Annotated in this window: 15 protein-coding genes; 5 read left to right on the top strand and 10 right to left on the bottom strand. The window is 43.4% G+C overall.

Features of this window, described 5'->3' with window-relative positions; genetic code table 11:
* Positions 1 to 287 precede the first annotated feature (287 nt).
* Both H5164_RS14380 and H5164_RS14385 read right to left on the bottom strand, forming a co-directional pair.
* Positions 288 to 3,443: a DUF3427 domain-containing protein gene (locus tag H5164_RS14380; protein WP_182756786.1), complete on the bottom strand. Its 3,156-nt coding sequence runs from the start codon at positions 3,441 to 3,443 to the stop codon at positions 288 to 290.
* A gap of 115 nt (positions 3,444 to 3,558) precedes the next feature.
* Positions 3,559 to 4,665: a Fic family protein gene (locus H5164_RS14385; protein ID WP_182756788.1), complete on the bottom strand. Its 1,107-nt coding sequence runs from the start codon at positions 4,663 to 4,665 to the stop codon at positions 3,559 to 3,561.
* Positions 4,666 to 4,898: 233 nt separating this feature from the next.
* On the opposite strand from H5164_RS14385, the gene H5164_RS14390 reads away from it, so the two are divergent.
* Positions 4,899 to 5,651, top strand: coding sequence for a sulfotransferase family protein (locus H5164_RS14390; protein WP_182756790.1), 753 nt, complete (start codon positions 4,899 to 4,901; stop codon positions 5,649 to 5,651).
* An 85-nt stretch (positions 5,652 to 5,736) separates the two neighbouring features.
* On the opposite strand, the gene H5164_RS14395 is transcribed toward H5164_RS14390, so the two are convergent.
* The 3 genes from H5164_RS14395 to H5164_RS14405 all read right to left on the bottom strand — a co-directional run bounded on the left by H5164_RS14395 (position 5,737) and on the right by H5164_RS14405 (position 11,305).
* The gene (locus H5164_RS14395; protein WP_182756792.1) at positions 5,737 to 7,167 is read right to left on the bottom strand and encodes an MFS transporter; all 1,431 of its coding nucleotides are present in this window, start codon (positions 7,165 to 7,167) and stop codon (positions 5,737 to 5,739) included.
* 263 nt (positions 7,168 to 7,430) lie between these two features.
* Entirely contained in the window at positions 7,431 to 9,614 is a 2,184-nt protein-coding gene (gene mdoH / locus H5164_RS14400) for a glucans biosynthesis glucosyltransferase MdoH (RefSeq protein WP_404948430.1), read from the bottom strand.
* 11 nt (positions 9,615 to 9,625) lie between these two features.
* Entirely contained in the window at positions 9,626 to 11,305 is a 1,680-nt protein-coding gene (locus H5164_RS14405; RefSeq protein WP_182756793.1) for a glucan biosynthesis protein G, read from the bottom strand.
* 373 nt (positions 11,306 to 11,678) lie between these two features.
* Between H5164_RS14405 and H5164_RS14410 the strand changes: the two genes are divergently transcribed.
* The 4 genes from H5164_RS14410 to H5164_RS14425 all read left to right on the top strand — a co-directional run bounded on the left by H5164_RS14410 (position 11,679) and on the right by H5164_RS14425 (position 16,856).
* Positions 11,679 to 12,443 carry an ABC transporter substrate-binding protein gene (locus tag H5164_RS14410; RefSeq protein WP_182723205.1) on the top strand — a complete coding sequence of 255 codons (765 nt, stop codon included), beginning with the start codon at positions 11,679 to 11,681 and terminating at the stop codon, positions 12,441 to 12,443.
* Positions 12,444 to 12,773: 330 nt separating this feature from the next.
* Entirely contained in the window at positions 12,774 to 14,408 is a 1,635-nt protein-coding gene (locus H5164_RS14415; protein WP_124016763.1) for an endonuclease, read from the top strand.
* A gap of 493 nt (positions 14,409 to 14,901) precedes the next feature.
* A complete protein-coding gene (locus H5164_RS14420) occupies positions 14,902 to 15,873 on the top strand; it encodes a triacylglycerol lipase (RefSeq protein WP_182698284.1) in 972 nt (323 codons plus the stop codon).
* Between the two features lie 5 nt (positions 15,874 to 15,878).
* Positions 15,879 to 16,856 (top strand): lipase chaperone family protein, encoded by a 978-nt coding sequence (locus H5164_RS14425; protein ID WP_182756795.1) that lies wholly within the window; start codon positions 15,879 to 15,881, stop codon positions 16,854 to 16,856.
* Between the two features lie 95 nt (positions 16,857 to 16,951).
* Here the strand turns inward: H5164_RS14425 and H5164_RS14430 are convergent, their stop codons facing one another.
* From H5164_RS14430 to H5164_RS14450, 5 genes are read right to left on the bottom strand one after another with little or no spacing between them, the layout of a single operon-like run.
* Positions 16,952 to 18,202, bottom strand: coding sequence for a type III PLP-dependent enzyme (locus H5164_RS14430; protein ID WP_207891321.1), 1,251 nt, complete (start codon positions 18,200 to 18,202; stop codon positions 16,952 to 16,954).
* Entirely contained in the window at positions 18,195 to 20,132 is a 1,938-nt protein-coding gene (locus H5164_RS14435) for an IucA/IucC family siderophore biosynthesis protein (RefSeq protein ID WP_182756797.1), read from the bottom strand. The genes H5164_RS14430 and H5164_RS14435 overlap by 8 nt, the downstream gene beginning before the upstream one ends.
* The gene (locus H5164_RS14440; RefSeq protein WP_182756799.1) at positions 20,110 to 21,279 is read right to left on the bottom strand and encodes an MFS transporter; all 1,170 of its coding nucleotides are present in this window, start codon (positions 21,277 to 21,279) and stop codon (positions 20,110 to 20,112) included. The genes H5164_RS14435 and H5164_RS14440 overlap by 23 nt, the downstream gene beginning before the upstream one ends.
* On the bottom strand, positions 21,276 to 23,105 hold the full coding sequence (locus H5164_RS14445) for an IucA/IucC family protein (protein WP_182756801.1): 1,830 nt from the start codon (positions 23,103 to 23,105) through the stop codon (positions 21,276 to 21,278). Before H5164_RS14445 ends, H5164_RS14440 begins: the two co-directional genes overlap by 4 nt.
* A complete protein-coding gene (locus H5164_RS14450) occupies positions 23,105 to 24,292 on the bottom strand; it encodes an acetyl-CoA carboxylase biotin carboxylase subunit family protein (RefSeq protein WP_182756803.1) in 1,188 nt (395 codons plus the stop codon). Before H5164_RS14450 ends, H5164_RS14445 begins: the two co-directional genes overlap by 1 nt.
* Between the last annotated feature and the right edge of the window lie 197 nt (positions 24,293 to 24,489).

The raw sequence follows: 24,489 nt of genomic DNA on the forward strand, positions 1-24,489 counted from the left end.
GACTATTTACATATAATTTTTAAACCCACTTTAATTTAAATAAGATACGACAGGATTACATTTGAGTATATAATCCTCAATAATGATGAAGCATGACTGAATACACCCCAAATAATAACCCCAAACAGTTTCGCTCTAAGTTAATAAGACTTAAATACTGTTGAAGTTATTAAAACGAAATATCCAAAATATCAACATACTTCCTAAAACGATACACAGTAAACCCATCCATGTGACTTGGAGAAAACATCCTGTTTTCAACAGCTGCCGGTACCGATATGATCGGCTTATCCTACTGCTAATTTTGCAGCTTCATGCCACATTGCATCAGGTATGGGCGTCATTAATTTCCAGGTGATATTCATGGGTTGTGCCCCAGAGTGAGCCATATAAACCACCTCACCAAAATTAACAAAGCCCATGGTGCGACCGTTCTCATCTTTCGCTTGCTCACGCACAAACAAGATTAACTTACGACCCATTTTTGCTTGCTCAATATAGCCTAAGCCCCTGCCATACTCTGGTCTTGCACTATTTTGAGATTGCCAATGAAATAGTGATTCATTAATCGCATAATCATGATACATAGTCGTTGGTGAAAATTGTTTGACTGACTTTTTCAAAGTAACAAAAAGTAATTCAACATTAAGATCGTTAAGAACTAAAACACCTTCCCTTGCGGTTGATTTTCTCTCAAAAGAACTTGCACCACTGGCGGCTAGGATCTGCTCTCTGGTATATCTTGAATGCACTTTTAAGGCTTCTAGTGCGGGGATATTCATTTCAAATTCGCGATGATGAATGCGATCGATAAGTAACGATATGACATCTAGAAGCTCTGCTTGTAATTGAGTATTCCTCAACGCAACTAAGCTTTGCTTAAGGTTTGTAAAGCCTAGCTCGGTGCCCGACTTATCCCAAAAATTGTAATGGCACATTAGTGCAAATTGGCACTGGGTAGCATCATTTTCTTCAAAACTGAAGTTATCAATAATTAACTGCTTTAAAAACTGTAAATATGAGATAGAACTGCAGCCGAGCAAGTGATTATTTATCGCACGATAGTAAGCTTTAGCCAGACTAACATCTAAATTTGGCTCATTAATTTGATTTTTATTTGCACTATCAACTAGTTCTAGCCAGCTCATTTTTAGCTTATAGATATCCTCTAAATTAACATTCGGGTTAAAGCGTAAAAAATGAGCCAAGGTTAAGGTTAATGTACTTTGGTGCTGAAAATTATTAATGAGCTGTCGCAACCTGCTAGCATTCATGGTTGCACGGCTAATATTTCGCAAAATCATTGCCTGAGTCTGCTCTTCTAACTCAATCCGACACCCTAATGGCAAATGCGGGAAGTCATTGTTGATCTCGTCTTTAATCGATTGATTCGTTTTACCAACCAGCGCCCTAAACTTTTGTGAAAAGTCATATTCATCACGTGAATTACCCACAAAATCTAATACGGTACAGCACTGTTTGTCATCAGTTAACCGCAACCCACGACCTAATTGCTGTAAAAAGATAGTTAAGCTTTCTGTTGGACGTAAAAACAAGAGCGTATCGACGTCTGGAATATCGACACCTTCATTAAAAATATCCACAACACATAAAATGTTCACATGACCGCTGATTAAACTTTGGCGTTTTTGTTGCCTCTCATGACTATTATCACTCGTAAGAATATCTGCACTAATACCGGCTAAGTTAAACTTCTTTGCCATGTATTCTGCATGTTCTTTACTGACACAAAACGCCAAAGCTTTTATCTGACCAATGTCAGTGACTGTGTCATTAAGGCTGCTAATAATGCGAGCGACTCGCTGTTCATTATGAGTATAAAGATGGCTTAGCTCTGCGATATCATATCGCCCTTGATGCCATTTAATGTTACGAAGGTCGGTATCATCATCAATTGCAAAATACTGAAAAGGGCATAAATAGCGCTGATTGATGGCTTCAGGCAAACGAATTTCTGCGGCTATAACCCCACAAAAATCATCGAGAATATTTTGCCCGTCATGGCGCTCTGGTGTGGCAGTTAACCCCAATAAAATCTTGGGTGAGAAATATTCTAACAAACCTCGATAGCTATTAGCGGCAATATGATGTACTTCATCTATCACAATATAATCATAGAAATCAGCAGTGAGCGGTAAACTTGATAATTGTAAATTTAAGCTTTGTATCGAAGCAAACAAATGCTGGTAGCTATTAGGTTTGTGCTCAGCCACCCACAATTCACCAAACTGATTATTCTTCAATACTCCACGATAGGCAGATAAAGCTTGCTTAAGGATCTCTTGTCGATGAGCCACAAATAAGAAATTAGCTTCTGGATGCTGTTTATAAAAACGTGCAAAATCAAACGCTGAAATAAGCGTTTTACCGGTGCCGGTTGCCGCAACTACCAGATTTTTATACCGTTGATGAATACTACGCTCAACATTTAACTGCTCAAGAATTTCTCGCTGATGTGCAAAGGGTTTGATATCAAAATGAAAGGTGCTGCTTTCGGTATAACTACCTTTAGCCTCACGTAATGCTTCATGAAGCTTGTTTTTAGCTTCGATATCGCCATTAAACGATTCAAATTCACTTGATTGCCAATATGATTCAAAGGTGTTGAGGGATTTATCGATTATGTGTGGGATTTCTTGGGTGGTTATTTTTAAATTCCACTCAAGACCACTAGTCAGCGCAGAATGGGACAAGTTGGATGAACCGATATATCCAGTGTGAAATCCTGTATCACGCAGAAATAAATAAGATTTCGCATTCAAGCGCTCTCGCTTGGTGTTGTAACTCAACTTAACTTCGGTGTTAGGAAGGCTAGCTAAAAACTCGACTGCTTTAGCATCGGTCGCCCCCATATAAGATGTCGTAATGATCCGCAGCGTTTTGCCGCTTCGAGTGAACTCTTCAAGTTCATTTTTAAAAATGCGAATGCCAGCCCACTTAATAAAAGACACTAACCAATAAATTTTGTCTGCTGAGCGGATCTCGCGCTTTAATTCGGTATCTAAAGAAATTCCGGCATTGCTACCACAAAAAAGTTCGCTTTGGCTTAACCCTGTTAGCGGGTAGATAGCTTTAGTAAACACTGGGAAGTCTGTAGCTATAGGATTTGTTTTATCAAATAGTGCCGTCAATATACGGCCTTTACTATCGAGCAAGTTTTCAGTGATCAATTGATCATCTTGAACATGATCTTTTAACCAAAGCACTAACTTATTTGCCAAGCTGATTTGCTCGGTAAGTTGATTGTCTCCGCTGGGGATTGCACCAATGGCACACTCCATTATCTTGGTCAAAAACCTCGACAGCCAAACACTAGCCTCAGCGCTCTCTAATGGCCGTTCACCTAAATAGAACACATCACGATTAATGCTTTTATCTATCAGCTGAGTAATAAGCTTTTCATAAATACCAACTTGTTCCATGTCGGATAGGCCTTTTGAAAGTGAAAACACTAAGAATATACCATAGCAATAAGTGCATATTACGACTAAGAATAATATTATTTATCAATAAAATGCTTACAGAAAAACGATTAAATTAGCGCACCAACACATACCTTGTGCTTCTACCGCCCGCACCGGTTTTAACCAAACATTGTTGTTCGACTAATTGCGCTAAATGACGGGTTGCGGTTGCGCGGCTGACTTTAGCCACTTTTTGATATTGGCTACTGCTGATCCCATCACTAAAATCACCATCAAGCAGCCGGTTAAGTACCTTAACTTGTTCTGTGGTTAACGCTGGAGTGAGTAAGCGTTGGTCCACTCGACGCCAAAATTGGGTTTTAGCAGTAGTTTGCTCAATGCTATTGAGCGTGTGTTGAATAGCGTCATTTAAGGTGTCTAAAAACCACAGCAGCCAAGGTGTGATATCTAAGCCACCTTGCTGGGTAGACTCTAATATTGCGTAATAGGCTTTGCGTCGCTCAAGAATACTAACTGACATGGCGTAAAAATGAATCGAGCGATGCTCAGCTTGCGCGAGTGCTAAGTCGGTGAGTAAACGCGTTATACGTCCGTTACCATCATCAAGCGGGTGCAAGGTGACATACCACAAATGGGTGATGGCTGCGCGCACGAGCGGGTCGACATTAGGTTGATTTCGCGATTGATTAAACCACTCAAAAAACTGCGTTAAGTTAAGATCTAGTGTATTGCGTGGAGGCGCTTCAAAATGCACTGTAGGTTTGTCTAAACGGCCAGATACTACTTGCATAGGTTCATTACCACGTAACTTACCGCCAACAACAGGATTAAACCCCGTTTGGTTTTCTGGAAATAACATTGAATGCCAACCTAGAATCCGCGTTAAACTCAGCGGATGTTGCCAGTTTTGTAGCGCATCTAAGGTGATATCTGCTAAACCATCAGTTTGCGTCGTGGTGGGATAAGGTTTTTCTTCACTCACGCCAAGCTTATTCGCCAAAGAGGAACGTACAGAAAATGCGTTAAGCTTTTCTCCTTCAATAGCACTTGAATGAACGATATTGGCCAGCATGGTATCGAGTGTCCATTGACTCGCGGATTCAGAACCCATTTTACCCAGCAGCAAACCCTGGTTAAATTGAATTTGCCTCAATAGTGCACTTATACGAGCATTATCCCATACAAACTCTGGCCATTCTTGCTGTTGCCAAATCCACATAGTAACTCCTGTTTAGCTGACTAAAATACTGTATTGATGCACATACCCAACTATTCTACTTACAACATGAGGCAAATAGCAATTTATTCGCCTCACAAGGTGAGGCGAATAGAGTGGTTAATTGCCTCATGGCTCCCATTAGCAAGCTCGATAACACCTTGGCAGGCATTTCGGTATAATCGTTTACTGTCTCTATAACCTTTAATTTATATAACCCAATGCGACTGTAATTAATGACATCTAAGCTGACTGAAGTATCGACATCACCACAAGCCGCTTTACCTAAAGCTAAAGTGGCGAATGAGCTGGCTAGTAAAGTGTTTATTATTGGTTTGCCGCGTACCGGCACAACCAGTGTGAGTGTGGCCTTACTTGAGCAAGGGTTAGCGGTTGCCCACCAAGCCTTTACTAAGCAGGCGTTTATGTTGGCCGATGCGGTGTCTGATGCGCCGTGTTTTAGTGATTATCGGCAATTAGATAGGTTATTTCCCAACGCTAAGTTTGTTTATTTAGATAGGCCGTTAGATAAGTGGTTGCCGTCGATGCAAATGTTACTGGGCAGAATGCTAGTGCATTTAGACAAAGACAAGGGTCGTTTTCATCCGGTGATGAAACGTAGCTTTAACCATTGCTTTGATATATGGCAGGTTGAGGATGTGTTTGATGATAGCCATTTAACAGCCTGCTATCTGCGCCACCAGCAGCAAGTGTTGAGTTATTTTGCAGGGCGAGATGACTTTATTGCTCTTGATATTAGTGTGACTGGTAGCTTTACTGCGCTATTGCAATTTATCGGTTTACCTAAGCCAAATACCACTGAATTTCCACAGTTGAACTTTCCGCAACTGAGCACTCCACCGTTGAATTTTCCACAGTTAAATATGGGCCGTAATGTGGCCAGTTGGGATGAGTATAAACACCCAAATAAAATTAGTGCTAACGCTTCAGGGCCTGATAAGCGCAAGTTTTTTGATTACCGACTGTAACGCTGTCAATTAAAAGTGAGCGCGTCAATACACTCTGATCCACTCGCGCATCAACCACTGTTTTATAACCGTTTGCGCCTGGTCATTACTTCTCTTTATCGCGCTTTTTCTTGGCAACGGTTAGCCAATCTAAGCTCACACCCGATATGGCATTAAAACCACGGATACGGAAAATCAGTGTCAGCAGTTGAGGTCTAGGGCGAATTTTGGGCTCGACCGAGCGCGGAATAAACCACAATGCCACCAGCGATCGCATGGTAGTTGATACGATAAACACCACAAATATTGGGCTGCTTAACCAAGTATCCAAACCAGACCAAACTAAAAACACTTCCGAATATGAGGCAATGGAGCCGCCGACCATGGCTCCCACAAACACAAATCCGGCGCTTAATGCAGCTTGTAAGGCGGCATAGATGGCAAAGTCACTGCGAAAGGGTCGAATATCGTAAAGGTAATTAGCAGTGCTTAAAGTAAAGCCACTCCAAGCAAAACCCGAAAAAGCTTGAATGGCAAGAATGTATAAATAATTTTCCGAGAATAACCACAGCAAAGGCAAACTGGGAATTAAGCAGCTGGTGATGATCATCACCAGACGATTGCCATATAGGTCGCTAAAGCGCCCCCAAAACCGCAAGGTGATGAACTGAGTCAAAATAGACGCTACGCTGCTTAACACAAATTCGAAGTAGGTAAAGTGCAAGCCTTCGAGCATATATACCGCAAAAAACGGTGCTGATATCGCGACCATGCACTGCATACCAGCAACAAATAAACTGTAATGCCTAAAGGTTTTATCTTTCCATGCTTGACCAAAGTTATACAAGGTTTGGGTAAATACCCCAGATGCTTTTGCCACCCTAGGTTCTGGGTCGTGCATTTGCAACAATAACCACGCCGATACAAACCGCCCCATAGCCGCAATCGAAAACAGTAAACTAAAACCAAGCCATGCCATCTGCACTGAGTCGGTTAAGGTTAAGATGCCGCCGCCAACAAAAAATATGCTTAGTGACGCCATCATGGTTAAGCGGGTGCGCGAAGCAAAAAAGGCGCCCCGACGACGCTGTGGCACTATCATGCCCATCCAAGCACGCCAATGTGGCTGAATCAGATTAATAAACCCTTGATAGAACACAGCTAAGCCAATGAATAACCACACCGCATTCTCAGGCCTAAACGCCGCGAGCGCGCCCATGCCTAACACCACTACCGCTTGCAATACTGCACACACAACAATGAATTTTCGGCGACTAAAATGACTCGCTAACCACACTGATAACAGTTGTGCTATCGCGCCAAACAGCTGAGGTAAACCGGTTACCCAACCCATTTGCCCTAGGCTTGCCCCTAAGAAAATCGCATACGCATTAAAAAAGTTGTCACTGGTGGCTGTCATGGTTGACGATGCCACCGCCTCTTGCTGGCTGCGGCGCAAGGTACACCTCAGCCACGACAATCTATCGCGACTGCGTGAGCATGGATTATGTGGACTTGATGAAGGATCAAAAGCCATAAGCTATATAAGTGCACACCATTGATAAGTGATTGATTATGATTACGGATTAACGTCACGGATGAAAGTCACGGGTTAACGTTAGTGACTAAAATTATGACTGATAAATAATCAGCTCACAATCTATAACGATCACATAATCATCTATTGTCATTGTAAGCTTAAGTGCGCACTGTGTTGATATAAGCCCCCAGAAACACAAAAGCCCTGTCGATATAAACCGGCAGGGCTTTTTTCACATCAACCGTAAATCACACACTCACCTAACAGAAAGACACGATTCCTTCGGTGACATACTGCTCTGGTAACTTTTGTAACTGTTTAAGTAATAAAGGATTGCCCAGTAAATACGCCAATTCTTGACGGGTAAACAGACTGGCAATGTTGTGCTGACATTGCGCTTCTTGCACCTTAACCCGGGTAATCGCTTCCAGCGACTCAACCGTAGAACCAGGTAAACGATGAGGCCTTTTATCGATAATGGCTAAATGAAGATCCATTAACTCTGGGTCTTGCAGCAGTTTTGATAAGGTCCACGGCTGCGCAATAGCGCTAACGTATTCGCTACGGCGTAGTTGTGAATCTAGACTTAGCTTGGGGGCACACACTTCTTCAGGTGTTGCCAGTATGGCTAAACGCTTTACCCATAAACCAAAACCTTCAGAGCCTGTCATGGCCGAAAGCGGAACCGCCAGCCACAAACCAATTAACGCAGGGCTCATCCAAGCTAACAAGGTCAGCGAATCAAGCACAGCGGCATAACCTAATAGCGCCCCAATTAACATGTGCCAACGGTGGCGGTAAATCAGTGTTAGCCAGGGTAAACTGCCATCATCACGTCGTTGTGGTGCCCAACCGCTGTCGCGTCCGGCTAAAATAGATATTACCGCACCGCAGTGGATCAGCATCATTATCGGCGCAATCAGTGCCGACAATATCACTTCAACCACGACGCTAATCATGGCTTTACCTCTGCCACCGAGCTGCTTACTCATGGAGCTATTTTTCAGTAACAATATGATCCCAAGAATTTTAGGACCAAACAATATGCCCATGGTGATATAAAACAACCGCAGTGCACGGTCTGAGTCCATCACCGGCCAAGTGGGAAATAAGGAGAATTGATCCGTAAAGTACTCGGGGCGAATAAAGTGCGCTTGTAATGCCAACATTAAGCCTGACAAAATCAACATTAACCAAAAAGGCGATGACAAATACGCCATGATCCCTGTGAGTAAATGTAAACGGCTCACCCAATGTAATCCTTTACTAAACAACACCCGCGAGTGCTGTAAATTACCTTGACACCAACGGCGATCGCGCACGGCCAAATCGACAATAGACGGTGGGCATTCTTCATAAGAGCCAGGAAGATCTGCGGCAATGACCACGCTCCAACCAGCCCGTCGAATCAAAGCCGCTTCAACAAAGTCGTGGCTCATGATATGACCACCAAATGGCGGTCTTCCTGCAAGATTGGGCAACCCAGCGGCGCTCATAAAAGCCTGAGTACGAATGATGGCATTGTGGCCCCAAAAGTTGCCTTCTTTATGGGTCCACCAAGATAAACCCGTACCAATAACCGGGCCATAAATACGCGCAGCAAATTGCTGTAATCGCGCCATTAGGGTATTGCCATTGATTAAATACGGAATGGTTTGGATAAGCCCAGCATCAGGGTCTACCTGCATACGTCTCGCCAAACTGACGATAGTGTGGGTTTCCATTAAGCTGTCAGCATCTAACACCAAAAGATGGTCGTATCTGGCGCCCCAGCGTTTGCAAAAATCGGCCACATTACCGGCTTTACGGGCATCATTTTTACGCCGACGGCGGTAATACACCCGCGCATCTTTGCTGACTTGATGGCGCAAGATTAAAAATGCCTGTTCTTCTGCCAACGCAATATCAGGGTCAGTAGTGTCGCTTAATATAAACCAATCAAATGCATGGCTTTCGCCCGATGCAACCAAGGCCATGGCCATCACTTCAACTGCGGCAAAAACGCGATCGGGTGACTCGTTATAAGTCGGCATTAATATTGCGGTGCGGGTATGCAGTTTTATACTTTCTGCAATTTCTGTAGACGGTTTTTTGAGTAGTATAATAAAGCCAGCTATGCCACCGCTAAATGCCAAAGCAATCCAACAAAAGTTAACCGCAAACAAGACCAAAACAATGTATTCCAGCGGCGTTACTCCGCCGACATTAAATACCGACACCATCTCGTAAATAGCCATTATCGACATGATAAAGGCGCTGCCAACCACTAACAGGCGACGTAAAGTGACTGACTTTACGCCATTGGCAATAATACTTTTACGTGGCATACCTTCGGATAACGCACGTAAACTTTGCGCTTCCATTGGGCTTGGTCGCTCTAGCGACATGGCTGCACCACCGACCAATATAGGGTCGACGGCGCTAATATCAGCCTCTGCTTGCATCATGTTCATGTTTAAAGAGTCCAACGATAAAGCCAGGTTTCGACATCTCGTGGGCCAGTAAACTTCAGCTCAGCACGAAGCTCAATCAATTCAGCATCTTGTGGGTCCATTTCAAAGGCTAAACGGTAGCCGTTGGTTTTAGGCTGACGAGACACCACCACATTGGTGACTACGCCTGCAGAACTCTGCACTTGTGCCACTGGGATTTCATCGTTATTACCTTCTTTTACTTGATAGTCGATAACAAACAAACGTCTCGGTGTGGCTTTCGCAATTTCAGCGCGGCCACTGGCGGTACGCGCCACAATTACAGTGCCGTCGTCAACTTCAGGCTCGTTACCCCAAATTAACCGATAGGTAAAATGAAACTCACTACCGGCTGCGATAGGTTGTTTAGGCTTCCAGTAGCTGACGATGTTGTCATGAATTTCAGAGTCGGTTGGAATTTCGGTTAACACCACCTCACCCGCGCCCCAATTACCGACCGGCTCAACCCATAAACTTGGGCGACGCTCATAATGGGCTTCGAGATCTTGATAGGCATCAAAACTACGTTCTCGCTGAATTAAACCAAACCCTTGCGGCGAGTTGTCCATAAAAGCACTCACCTGCAATTGCTTTGGATTGGCTAGCGGACGCCATAAACGCTCACCGCGACCATTTAAGATTAATAGCGCATCAGAATCATGCACTTCAGGTCTGAAATCATCGGTGTTTTGACGACCATTCATAGAATGTAAAAACATACTGGTACTAGGCGCTAAGCCGACTTTAACTAAATCCACTCGTGGAAATAAAGTCGCTTCCACATCGATATGGGTGTTATCGCCCGGTCTAACTGAAAAGCGATATGCCCCTGCCACGCTAGGACTGTCCAGCAAGGCATGTACCACGATTAAGTTACTGTCGGTGTTTGGGCGTTCAACCCAAAAAGCGCGAAATATCGGAAACTCTTCACCTTCTGGCTCGGCTGTATTTAACGCTAAGCCTCTTGAAGACAAGCCGTAATCGCTACCTTTACCCAATGCACGGAAATAACTCGCGCCTTGAAATACCATAAGCTCGTCAAAATATGCCGGGTTATTCAACGGATAATGGATACGTAAACCTGAATAGCCAATATCTTGGGTGGGTAATTTTTGGCTAAGCACGTCGCCTGCACTAAAAAATTCTGAGTTATAGGCTAAATGAGTGGCTTGATTGCCTTCAACTAAGGCAATTTCAATCAAATCTTGGAAATAAAAGCCCCGATGAAATAATTGCATTTGATAGGGTAAGCCTTCGGCTTTCCAAATAGACGCTTCTGGCTTAAAACGAATATCTCGATATTCATCGTAAGAAATTTTAGCTAAACCAGCTGGCAGTGGATCGTTAAGATCCACATAGGCAGTTTGGGATAATCGGCGCGCGATTTTAACCACAGAATCGGCATCAAAATTAGCCGTTTTCGCAAAACGCACTTTAGTTTGTGTATCTAAGGTATTTTGTGGTTTAACGGTCACCGTTTCATCTGTGTAAGTTTGAAGCGGTATGGTCACTCTAGGCGATAAAGGGACAGTAGTAGACGAGTTTGATTCTTGTGCAGCAAGGGTAAAACAAAGCCCTGCGGCAATGGCTAACGACAAACGCGTCAGCCCTTTTATTACAGTGTGAGAAGAGACCGAAGTGCGACAACTCAATAAGCTAACCATAGATAGGCAACCCAAAATAAAAAGCGTTAAAGTGCATTTTGCAAAGCGGTAATTGCAGCAAAATATCTGCCATACAATCACCTACTTCTGTGGCGCGAAAGATATCAGAACGGCTTAATTTTGCACTTGCTTTAGTATAAAAAGTTACACCAAGTCAATAACATTTAAATCTAACGATATACCAAAAAAAAATATAGGCTAGCCAATAAAATGTAAATATGCATTATTGTGATAGTTAATTGCGCCATATTTCATACTCCAGTCAACATCCACGTCTATACTTTACTCTAATGCTTGTGTTAACTGTGTTGCATACTCCAAAAAAAATACTCTAAAGTATTGATTAATAAAAATAAGAAATAAAAGGGAAAACATGATCTCTGTGTTAAAAGCTAGGCGAAACATATTATGCTTAAGTACATTACTCACGTTAGTCATGTCGTATAACGCTATATCAGATACCCTTGAACTCTCAACTCTTGAATGGCCGCCATTCACGGGATCTCGTTTAATCAATAAAGGCATTACGAGCCAGATAGTAGAACATGCATTAAACAATGAAGGTCATAAACTTAGGATCACGGTTTTACCTTGGAATCGGGCTATAAGAATGGTGAAGATGGGCTATGCCGCGGGATACTTTCCTGAATATGATACGGCCACAGATGAATTTTTGCTGTCTGACTCTTTAGGACATAGTTCGTTAGGATTACTTGAACGAAAAACAGATCCCATAGCTTGGCATAATGTGAGTGACTTAAATAATTACACCTTAGGTGTCATCACTGGCTATCTCAATACGGTTGAAATTGATGCGATGATATTAGATGGCAGTCAAAAAATTGAAACCGCAAGAAATGATAAACAAAACATCTTGAAACTCGCGGCGGGTCGTATTAACGCGATTATAATTGACGTTAATGTGTACGATTTTCTAAAGTCAGACCCTCAAATTGCAGAAATTGCGGATCTGCTGCAAATTAATGAAAAAATATTAGAATCTAAGAGCTTGCATGTTGCATTCGAGAATAATCAGCAAGGAAAAAAGTGGTTAGAGATTCTTAATAACGGTCTATCTAAGTTTAATCCTCAAGCTGTTTTGGACGCTTCGCTACAAGAAATGCGACAAAACAAGTGATATTACTGTAATAGATAACTGTAAACCTGCACTCAATGATCCATCCGAATACGCATGCATCTCCCCATCGTTATCAAGTACAGCGCCCGTGTAATCCACAATTTCACATTGCAGCCATTAGGCTTAAGTAAGACTGTTTTCCATACAATGGGATCCGTTCATTGACCCACCCCAATTGTTACAATATTGTATTTAAAAGAATTTAAACTGTAACAACCGTTTATTATCATACTTTATAAGTGTGATTTAATTCATCAAGGTGAATTAAGTCTTTGGGGGTCAGTTCATTTAAGCGCTGAATAAAACTATAAACATAAGAGCACATGAGTAATGACAATATCAAAACTATCTATCGCTGCACTTTTGACGGGATTAGCATTCAATGTAAATGCTAACTTGCTCATTAGTGAAGTTCTGTATGACACACCGAATAATGACAGCACTGAAGAGTATGTTGAGCTGTTTAATGCTGGATGTGATGTTATCGACCTGAGCCAATATCAAATTAGCGATAACGGCAGCAGCTATAACTTGCAAGGCAGTTTAGCCTCTGGAGAGTACTTCACCGTAGCAGCAAACTCTGCCGGTTTTAATAACTTATTTAATCTATTACCCGATTTGTCTGGGATGCCCTTAGCATTAGGTAACTCTGGCGATTTTGTGCGCTTAAATAAAGGTGCCCAAGAAATAGATGTCGTGGCTTGGGAAGGCGGCATTTCTGGCTGGTCTTTAAATGTTCAAGATGTATCCTTATATCGCACCACGGTACTCAACACTAAATCAGCAGCCGATTGGAACGCAAGTAATACCCCAGGGACACCAAGCACAGGTTCACTGACTACTAATTGTGGTGGTACTGGCGGCGTTAGCGATAATCAACTCGGTAATGGTCAAGCTAAAACTAATTTAACTGCCAGTACAGGCCAAACACTAAAATACCTTGCCGACCTTCCTGCTAATGCCACTCAAGTGACGGTGACCATGAGCGGCGGCAGTGGAGATGCCGATCTTTATGTGCGCCAAGGTAGTGAACCGACATCAAGTGAATATGATTGCGCGCCTTATATGTCAGGTAATAATGAGCAGTGCCCTATTAGTAACCCTGTTGCAGGACGTTACTACATTAACCTTCAATCTTATGCTGCCTTCAGTGGTGTCAGCCTTGTACTTAATTATACCGTTAACACGGATACGGGTGGTGGCACAGGCACTGGTGAGGGAGACGGATCCGCTGGAGATAACGGCAGTTATGCGTTCAACACCTACTATGCTGCTGCCATTGGCCAATCTGGTGCAGCACTTAAAGCGAGTCTGAATCAGATAATTAAAGGCCATACGCGCTTTAGTTATAGTCAAGTATGGGATGGATTGGGTTATGCCGACGAAGACCCAGCCAATAGTAACAATGTCATTTTATTGTATACCGGCCGTTCAGAACCCAAAACCAATCGTGCGGGTATGAGTAACTCACAAGATGCATGGAATCGTGAACATGTTTGGGCTAAAAGTCATGGATTTCCTGACAGCAGTCAGTATGCCTATACAGATTTACATCATCTTCGACCAGCCGATGTCTCTGTTAACAGCAGCCGTGGTAACAAAGATTTTGATGTGGGTGGCAGCGAAATATCAGAAGCACCAGGCAACCATACCGATGCTGATAGCTTCGAGCCAATGGATGAAGTGAAAGGCGATGTGGCGCGAATGATCTTTTATATGGATGTGCGTTATGAAGGCAACGATAACAGCGGCACGCCTGATTTAAGCATCGCAAATGGCACAACCAATACTGGCGCTGCGTTATTGGGCGATCTGTGTACCTTGTTAAGTTGGCACCTGCAAGATCCCGTCAGTGACTGGGAACGCCGCCGAAATAACCGTATCTTTGAATGGCAGAAAAATCGTAATCCTTTTATTGATAATAGCGGCTGGGCAAGTGAGCTATATGGCGCATCGTGCCAGTAGGTATTAGCCATTATAGGTAAATGATTAAGCGCAGCCATATAGGCTGCGTTTTTATTATGAGGCCCGATACAGCAGAGCGATAGCTTAGCCAATTCATTCATTTATCAGCGATAAAGTGCGAGGTGTCGCAAAAATAGCCCTTATTACTTCACAACATAAGACTGGGTTTTGTTAATCCCATCGAATATTGCCGCCTCAAAAATGCCTGCATACTCATTAGATTTTTATTTCGAATTATCAAAAAAAGTAACCCCAGCATACTGTCGTATTAAAAACATCAATAATGAAGATGACACATAGGAACCAACCCATAGCCTTGTTTTAAACAGCAAAAAACCTGGGCTCTCTTGCCAGGCTGTACAAATGTTAACCCTTGTTTAGTTGTTAAACATACGTTAATACTAATTTACTCGATCAAGCATTACATAGAATCGGGATCCAACAAGACTTAAACATTTTATGCAATACATCATTGCACCTTTGGGGAGGATAAATGATGAAAACCAGTGTGTTAAAAATATTAATAAAGGTATCTCAGGTTAAATCCGCAACACTTAGCGCATTATTTTTAGCCGGTATTACGCTATTGTCACTTGCACCACAGCAAGCCTATGCTCAAGGAACAAAATACCCTGTGGTGCTCGTTCACGGTTTATTTGGTTTTGATGATATTTGGGGGGTAGATTATTTTTACAGAATACCGCAAACCTTACGTCAGCAAGGCGCTCAAGTTTTTGTTGCTAGCGTGTCACCTGCCAACTCAAGCGAAGTCAGAGGGGAGCAGTTACGTACTTTTGTTCAAGCCGTACTAGCACAAACTGGGGCAAAAAAAGTTAACTTGATTGGCCATAGCCATGGCGGTCCCACAATTCGCTATGTCGCCAGTGTCAGTCCAGAAATGGTGGCTTCGGTAACGTCTATTGGGGGTGTTAACTGGGGTAGCCGTGTGGCCGACTTAGCACGTGGGATCATTCCCGCAAACTCCAATACAGAATATCTGGCGCAACAAGGTATTAATTTGTTAGCCGGTATTATTTCTGGCATATCAGGCAATAACGGCCTACCGACTGATAGCATCGCAGCGATGACATCACTCACCACCCGGGGCTCTATTGCATTTAACCAAGCTTATCCTGAAGGTATTCCGAGCCAATATTGTGGTCAGGGCCAACAACGAGCAAACAATGGTGTATATTATTTTTCTTGGTCAGGTACCAGCCCATTAACGCATGTTGTTGATCCATCGGATTACCCACTGAGCTTAACCAGCTTAGTTTTTGGTGAACCTAACGACGGCCTTGTCTCTGGCTGTAGTTCTCATCTAGGTAAAGTGATTAAAGACAATTATAAAATGAACCACTTAGATGAAGTAAACCAAACCTTGGGGCTAGTTAGTTGGTTTGAAACTAATCCAGAAACCTTATATCGCCAACATCTTAATCGTTTACAGCAATTAGGTTTATAAACAAGATGAAAAGTGGATTTTCACTCGCTCAAAATCCACGATTATGGGTGGGCATACTTTTGCTCGCCCTTTTTATCGTGCTATTGACCGCATCATTGATGCATAAACACCAAGCAGAGCTATTGGCCTCTGATAAATTACCTACCTTTGAGTCTAATTCAACATTATTTACACCAGAGACTACAGTGATAACTGCGCCTATTGGCAAAGACACATTAGGTCAGCCACTGCGGTTATCTCAAGCACTACGCTGGGATTTTGACGACATTATTTTGCAGCATCAAGATAAAGCAACCACACTGGAAAACCTACTGTCTACATTAGCCAGTAAACTTGGCCTTAGTGACGCTGCGCACGCTAAACTTGCCGCATTGTTTCAGCGTTACCGTGACTATAAAATCGCGATAGCTTCTTTAAAAGATGCCAGTCCTGCAATAGACGGCGATATTGATTTAACCATGACATTTGATTTTATCGAGCAGGCCCATCTATTGCAGCAAAGCTATTTTTCGGCACTCGAAATAGATGCATTTTTTGCCAAGGACAACAAATATGATCAACAAGCATTTGAGCGGCTGAAAATTCGACAAGATAGCAGTTTGACCAGAGAACAAAAAGCGGAGTTACTCGCGCATCAAATCAGCCAACTGGATGAAGAAGAACGCCGAGCCATTACACCAACACTGATGGCCAATGATATCAGCGCTTATTTAGAGGGCACATCACCACACAGCGACCTAATTACAGGGATAAACGCAGACATGAGCCAAGAAGTGCTTGAACGAGTACAAGCAACTCAAAAAACTAATCTAGATTGGCAAAATAAAGTGACCTTGTATCAGAATTATCAACAACAAATAGCCCATTTGCCAGACACTGAACAGCAACAGGCTTTAGCACAATATCAACAACAGCAATTTACCCCGAATGAACAAAAACGCTTAACCGTGTTTGTTAATCATCCTGAGTTAATCAAGCCTTAATCTACTATCCAATCGATTAACTCATCGATGTGCCATTGACCCGTTTAAGCTAGTTACCGTAACCGAAAATAACATAGCCTGAACGGGTATCTTGTTTACATAAATAACCGTCTAGGTGCGGCATGCATCAAAAAGTGTTGATGTGAGATATTCCATGCATACGCACCAGCATGAGTAAATACTAGGTAATCACCCACGGCTAATGATTTAACATACTGCTGTTTTGCCAGCACATCTTTAGGAGTACACAGTTGCCCAACAAGCGTCACCAGCTGATTGCTCAGCACCGGCGTTATCGATGCATCCAAAGCCAATTCAGTGTCAACACGCTGTCTCTTATGCGCCGACAATCCATCTTGGTTAAGTACAAAAAAAGGATGGTTATGATCTTGGGCTGCTGGAGTTCTAAAGTGATGAGTACCACCATGACCAATGGCAAACCATTGACCATGATTGTGTTTAATGTCTAATACTTGCATAACATAGTATCCCATTGCGGCGCTGACAAATCGGCCACACTCAAACCTAATCTTCACCTCTTCCATGTTCAACTCGGCAATCAAATGAGCCAGTCCAACACAAAAAGACGACCAGTCGAATACTTGCTGAGGATCGGCATAATTAATGCCTATACCGCCACCGACATTCAGTAACGGTAAACGCAAACCATATTGATGGCACCATGTTTTAAAGGTTGAAAAATACAATGCCATCAAAGCCAGATGGCGCTCAACATCCAACTGATGTGACATTAAATGAAAATGAAAGCCCACCAGCTCGACTAAAGGTATGCCGGATAATTTGGGCTGGTCACGTAAAAGATCCATGGCGGCATCGAGTTCACTCACGTCGATACCAAATGGCGTGGGTTTACCGCCCATAGTTAGACGAGTTTCGGCAATGCCCTCTAATGCAATATTCATCCGTAATAAGATGCGACAGTGACATTGTTTTTGCAGACAAAGGGCAATGATACGTCGCAGCTCGGTCAGACTCTCAACATGAATAGCATCAACCTTTAGATCGATTGCCTGAGAGAGCTCTGATATTAATTTACCCGGGCCACCGAAAATCAACGGCATCTGTGGCTGACATTGATGCAACCAATTAAGCTCGCCACCTGAAGCCGCTTCAAAACCATGAACTATCGGTGCTAATGCAGCCAATACTTCGGCTTCAGGGTTAGCTTTAGCGGCATAGTAAAGCTCACAATTACTCGGTAACGCTTTTACCATCGCATTGGCATGGGACTTAAGTTGTTCGAGATCGTAAATATAAGCACACAAAGGAGCGTGCGGATCTTGTTGTGACGTTAAAGTCGAAATCGCATTAATGATTTTATCCACAATAAACTCCAGGCAGTAGTTGAGATGTGGCTATCTCTGATGCTGCAATGTCGACTGGCTCGGATGTCGTTGCCTCTGCGTTATCATCTCGACGATGAGCCATTGGATTAGGCAAGCGGGTATAACCCGATAACCGATCGGCCTGCATAAATAGACGGGTACTCAAGTTATTTTTTGAGGGAATCGGATCACCTTGTAATAAACCTGCCAGCTCAGGTTGCTCACCTTCGATGTGCTGCCACTGACGTATCACATTGGCGACGACCTGCCACAATTTAGCTTCTAATTGCTGGCTGCCAGCAGCTAAATGAAATATTGCTTCGCTGACATTATTAATCAAGCTGCAATAAGCTATTCGGTTCCAGCCCTGGTCTCGGCTGTAGTAAACAGAAGCCTTGGCTTCTTGTGATAATCCTTCAAGCGACTCGCTCGGCCAAAACTCAGGCACGAGTTTGGTTCCTTCAAGATCTCGCAGCCAAATATAGGCTGGTATTCCCTCTTCAAACCCTACGACTGTGTTTTGTAAATGAGGTTCAAATGCCACGCCTCGCTTAAAGAAAAAGTAAAATATCCCGGGGAGTAACACGTCAACATAGGCGCTAAACCATTGAATAACGGTTTGCTGATAAGTTTGATGTCTGTGCTTAGATAGTGCCATAAGGCGCATTTCGCACACACTCTTGCCTTGATGATCCCAAGCAAATAATGCACCAGCCATCAATGGCTTATATCGTTCAAGCAAGTGATTTCCTATACCCTCACGGTAGAGAATACCGAAACACTCCGACACCATAAGACTTTGGGCCCGATTGCTGTGCATATCCTTGTCTTCATCCGCCAATCCGCTTAAATCTAATGTGCTGGCCCCCGGCTCTGCCATCAAAGTAAAATGCGGGCAATGCATACGGGCCTCTGCGGCCACTGTCATCAAGATTTTGCTTAAGATCACTGCACTTTCAAGTTCATACCAAGCATTTTTACGCACGCAATTGGTTAAGCGGACATGAATAGAAAACTTCATAAACTGATTGATGTCGGGTAAATAAGTGGTTCTTACCGATGAGGTTGGATACACCTCTGTGCCGATTTGTCCTAAGGGTTCAATTAAGCCTGCGGCGATGGCTTTGCGCACTAACGGCTGCTCAAAGATGGTGTTAACTTCCCAGGGGTGACAAGGGTATAAGCAAGCTTTCTGTGGCTTTATTTTGTTAATCCAGTCCATCGGTTTTACTTCGGTGCAGCACAACTGCTTAACCAAACTGGGATCGACTTTAAACCAATATAAGCAAAAATTAGCCTTAATCTCTGGCGAACAAGCCAACATGTCATCGAACGCCACACCATGACGACTTTTTGGGGTCGGATGCATAGCATGCCCCCAAAGCAAGCTTTGCTCAGAGGCAATAAGCCCCGCGCCAGCATAGCTTAACAGCTGATTATCAGTGGGAGCCTGTTGCGATAACCGCTGCAAAAATGCTTGGGTTACCGCAATACTGTTGCCTATTTGGGCTAATAACTCATGATTAAACTCAGTACTGGTGATCTTGGCCAGGTGCGCTAACAGCAGTTGTGTTATCTGTTCAGCACTACTGAGTTGCCAAACACAGCCTAACTTTTTTAAATAGAGCTGAGGGGTAAAACGAATTCGACCAAGCAAGCTCACTCTGTCGGCAACGAACAGCAATGTGGCGTTCGACTCAGGAAGCTTGAGACGAACTTTTTGCTGGTCGCGCGTTAAACACTGCGACAAGGAAAGTGGGCAATTTGGATGAGTATCATCAAAATCAACCTCTTGACGTACAATGGCAAACTCGCGTAAGTAGCAATTAAGCAAACAGCTTATTGCATTAAATTCGGCCTGTTCGCGGTAAATCTGCAGGCTATATTTAGCCGGCACTGGCTTAATATCACTCTTGGATTGCATAAACATGTTGCTCTACCTCCTTGTAAAAAAACTTAAGCCCTACTAGTGCACAACCACAGCTCAATGCTGCGAGTAAAAAAGGAAACTGCAACCCGGCTACTTGAGTCACGCTGCTCGCACCAATTCCTGCAATCACACCGGCCCATTTGCCCCAAGCATCGAAACGACCAAAGGAAAGTCCGGCGCTACCTTGCTCAATACTGCGGCTGACAATGAGATGCAGACCATTGAAAATAAGCACCATACCTAATCCAAACAAAACCCGCAGAGCCCATAAGCCAGTGCTGTTATGCAATAAAAATTGCCCTAAACACGCTCCCGCAAACAAGACGAGTCCAAGTTGAGTTTGCGACTTAGCAGACAAGGTTATGGATTTAATATTAAAGGCCAATAACAAATAGATAAGGTGTGGCAGGCTATAGTAAAAACCACTTAATGCATCCCCCTCAATGCCCAGCTGTTCACTGTAGGGCAGAAAGTAGGGGAAGGTCACAACCATGGCAAAACAGAAGAAAAACTGTAACCAAAGTACCTTATAAAAGGTCTGACTCTGAGCGCTTGTCGGTGGGGCAATGATTGATCTAGCCGCAACAGCCTGACTGACGGCCACGTCATCTTTTGGTAAGCCGATGCAAATAAACAATGCCAGCAAAGGCAGTAATGCCAGCACACGATAAATCATTAATGGATCATCAATATGAGTAAATAGACCTAAGATTATTGGTGCACTCACTAAAGCTAATCGTGCAGAACTTTGAGTCAGATTAAGGTTATTAGCTAAAGCCTTACCTTGATAAAAGCGACTCAAATAAGCATTCGATGCTGCAAGCGTACCGCCACTGATCCCTTGTACAACTAAGCCGATAGCAAACATAGATACGGAATCAGCAAAACCGGATAACAAGAACCCCAACACTAAACCGATTTGAGCCCGCAACAATGAAGTCTTCTTGCCATACCTATCGGCAAACTTGCCCCACCAAGGTGCCGATAATGCGGTGCAGATCGTCGGCACAATAAACATTAGCCCCACCAGATAACCGGATTCATCTCCCCCTAAACTCGCAAGCATCCGAGGGAGAAAAAGTGGCATGCCCAGAGCGGTAAATGCCGTGAGAAAGTGACAAAACAGTACAACTGAAATCACTCTCATACCACGGCCTCACCCAATACAAAAACGTCTTCATCGTGCTGTTCAAGCTGAGATTGTTCTCGCGAGGCACGTAAAAAGTTTGGCGCACTTTGGCCATAAAATTTATTGACATCGGTCGCGCCTGATTGCGCTTTACTCAGCAAGCTGCCAGAGCAAAGCAGGTATTTAACTGGCAGCATGGGCTGATTTATCAAATAATTCCGAGCATAGTCAGTCTCTATTCCCTGTGCCTGGAGCGACGCTAATTGGTCGATTAAGCAATCACGCAATTGACGATAAAGCTGCCATGCTGGTGCCATTCCCGCTTCGGCAATCGCTTCAATAATGGCGGCGATATCAAGCTGCAAGGTAATCGTGGTAAACATTTGTGCTAAGGCTTGATCATCATTGACTATGATCCTGCGATCAATAAGTTGTGCTGCACCATGTTCAAGCGCTTCGGCTTTTGACAAACTCGCTTGATAACGACTCAGCAGCAATCTGGCTGAGTCGTTGTCTTTCATCACTAAGGATAAGCGTGAATCTTGATGATAGGCCAAAATAGCATTTTGCTGGTTTGACTCTAATGCGATGCCATACTTTAACCACAAACGTAAATGCACCTTGAGCATAAGCTGTAAATATTGGCTAAACCAAACATCCCAATGGCCTTGGTAATATCGATCCGCTAAATGCGCTAAATATAGGCGTCCGTCAGGCATGACACTGGCAAGTGCAGCAACTGGAACTAACTGCTTATCTTGCATGGTTGGTGGATAACGACGCACAATATAAGCAAACAATTTATGGTCGCCTAAGTGACCACCATGTTGTTCATCCACATGCTCAATGCTCTCACCTAATACATCATCGCGTTGCGCCAATGCTGTCAGCGTGCGTTCAAACCAATGTCCGTCATATAAAGTACTCGGTTTTATGGAGCGAATATTTTTAGCCCCTAAGGTCGCCATCAATAATGGCACCTTAATATGCACGCCTGGAGTATTGACCACAGCTAATGTTCGGACGGATAAACTGGCCTGCACCGTAAGCGCCGAATGAGGAGCAAGAAGCACTCCCTCTGGCAAGACATTCAAACTGAGAGCCGTTAACGGATGTAACGGAAATAAACAATGTGTGTCTGTGAGCGACTCATCGAGTCCAACCTCAGTCATACTTGGCCAACACTCTGGCACTAACGAGGTTAACGTCACTAACTCTTTAGAAATCGCTAACCAATAAAGCTCAAATTGGGCAGCAAACTCTGGTGCAAATAATGTCATCGCTTGAGAGTCAAAACCGACTTTGGCTCGTGCGGTTGGATAATAAGGATGGTCTAAATACGATGCGACCTGATCGCTGAACAGCATACTTTTATGCCAATCTTTGATGGTACTCAATGGGACACTTAATGCCTCTTTCCGAGCGTTAAATGCTTGTCGACAAAGCGCCCTATGGGATACAGCACAGTCCGCTTCTGCAATATAGTCGAGGAACAGGGCGTTAGATTCTGGCGGTAAATCTGCGGCCAATTCCGTAAGCCAAGCTCGATAACCTTGTTGGTACAATGGTGTATCATTTTTGTTGGCCAGCTTGTGGCTTAGCCAAGTATCAGAGACGGCTCGCCATGTCTGCATATATTGACTGGCAATCACTGGCACATAGATAACTCGCTGCGAAAAATGACTGATCTTAAGCCAAGCGGCAGGCTTAGCGTCGGGCCAGTGTCGGTTCAATGCTGGCGGTATTGCCGCAACAATCTCGCCTTTAGACATCAGTTCACAGACATTTTCTCTGAGGCAGGCATCGATAATACGTTGGCCGATATACTGTTTATCCGTGGTCATTAGTTAAACTCCCAGGTTAAATCCTGCGATAACACATCAGCCGTGGCCTGAAGACTCAAAAAATCCCGCCCCCAAACCGTAAGTACGCCAAGGTAATCTTTATTGGAATGACTGAGTCGAATTTCATCGCCTATCGACTTAATAGGCAAATAGTGTGCATGATGGGTTAAATGATCCACCGCTAATGGCAAGGGACACGCACTAAGACTGCCCTCTTCGTTAGCCGGGAAATAGCGGATTAAGGCATCACTGGTGTCGGTATCTAATTCAGCTAACTCCTTACCTGCGTGGACTAATAAAATCGTTTCAAACCAATTAAAATTAAGCACATCATTAAGAAGAAACTCGCGACCATCGCCGATACTACGGTAATTCATTTCAACTAAAACCGGTCCGCTGTCTGTCAATATAAATTCACTGTGGCACACCCCAAAATTAATCCCAAAAGCGCTAATCTGAGCCAATGCTTGTTGACGATATTGCGTGCAAATTGCCCCATTCCAACAGGCTTGAGTTTCAATAAAATAAGGTGGGGGCGATAAAGACACATCAAACCCACCTATGGCATGTAAGGTCTGGCCATCGCCTAGGGTTTCTAATGTAAATAGTGGCCCTTGCAAATAAGACTCAAGCAAAATCACACTCTCTGAACAACCGATGTTGGCCGCATACGCCATTAATTCTTCAGTATTTTGGCATAAAGCCACTCCCATACTCGCAACACCTTCACGAGGTTTCGCGACTAAAGGAAATGGCATATTACTAGGTAAGTCATGCCCTACAGACCAACTAAAAGCCCATGTACTGGGTAAACCAAGCGCCAATAACTTAGCGCGCATCGCCGCTTTATTTTTAGCTTGGTAACACACATGCCAATTTTTCGCTGCGCAAGCAAAATAATCAGCCACCATCGCAGTTGATGTTTGCAAGTGATCACTATTAGAAAAAACGATATCGGGTGAAACACCTAAAGTATGTAAGCAATCGATAATGGCAAGAGGGTTGAATACATCACATTCGATAATATGATCTGGAGACTGTATTTGGCCGACAAAATATTGTTTATGTGCTAAACCATGATCGGTCAGTAACCATATTTCGTAGCCTAAATTGAGTGCTGCTGGTACAAAACCTTCCACCACAGCTCGATTTTCCACATGTGTAATCAAAACTAATTTAGGTTGCATAACTTACATTCCTATACTCAAAAAATACTAACGCTATTTAACGGCAATATGGTCCTCAATCACGGTAACTAGGATGAGGATTCTCGCTGCACCGAAACAATGTAAATGATAATCATTACTATTTAAATAAAATTTACATTCGAAAATGACATTAATAAAAAATGACTACTTGGCTTAAACTAATTGGAAAATAAGGA

The sequence above is a fragment of the Shewanella sp. SG41-3 genome (assembly GCF_014164545.1).
Classification (GTDB): Bacteria; Pseudomonadota; Gammaproteobacteria; order Enterobacterales; family Shewanellaceae; genus Shewanella; species Shewanella vesiculosa.

Coding starts and splice junctions, on each gene's coding strand:
- H5164_RS14380 (WP_182756786.1), bottom strand. CDS start 3,443: ATGGAACAAGTTGGTATTTATGAAAAGCTTATTACTCAGCTGATAGAT.
- H5164_RS14385 (WP_182756788.1), bottom strand. CDS start 4,665: ATGTGGATTTGGCAACAGCAAGAATGGCCAGAGTTTGTATGGGATAAT.
- H5164_RS14390 (WP_182756790.1), top strand. CDS start 4,899: ATGACATCTAAGCTGACTGAAGTATCGACATCACCACAAGCCGCTTTA.
- H5164_RS14395 (WP_182756792.1), bottom strand. CDS start 7,167: ATGGCTTTTGATCCTTCATCAAGTCCACATAATCCATGCTCACGCAGT.
- mdoH (WP_404948430.1), bottom strand. CDS start 9,614: ATGCAAGCAGAGGCTGATATTAGCGCCGTCGACCCTATATTGGTCGGT.
- H5164_RS14405 (WP_182756793.1), bottom strand. CDS start 11,305: ATGGTTAGCTTATTGAGTTGTCGCACTTCGGTCTCTTCTCACACTGTA.
- H5164_RS14410 (WP_182723205.1), top strand. CDS start 11,679: ATGATCTCTGTGTTAAAAGCTAGGCGAAACATATTATGCTTAAGTACA.
- H5164_RS14415 (WP_124016763.1), top strand. CDS start 12,774: ATGACAATATCAAAACTATCTATCGCTGCACTTTTGACGGGATTAGCA.
- H5164_RS14420 (WP_182698284.1), top strand. CDS start 14,902: ATGATGAAAACCAGTGTGTTAAAAATATTAATAAAGGTATCTCAGGTT.
- H5164_RS14425 (WP_182756795.1), top strand. CDS start 15,879: ATGAAAAGTGGATTTTCACTCGCTCAAAATCCACGATTATGGGTGGGC.
- H5164_RS14435 (WP_182756797.1), bottom strand. CDS start 20,132: ATGTTTATGCAATCCAAGAGTGATATTAAGCCAGTGCCGGCTAAATAT.
- H5164_RS14440 (WP_182756799.1), bottom strand. CDS start 21,279: ATGAGAGTGATTTCAGTTGTACTGTTTTGTCACTTTCTCACGGCATTT.
- H5164_RS14445 (WP_182756801.1), bottom strand. CDS start 23,105: ATGACCACGGATAAACAGTATATCGGCCAACGTATTATCGATGCCTGC.
- H5164_RS14450 (WP_182756803.1), bottom strand. CDS start 24,292: ATGCAACCTAAATTAGTTTTGATTACACATGTGGAAAATCGAGCTGTG.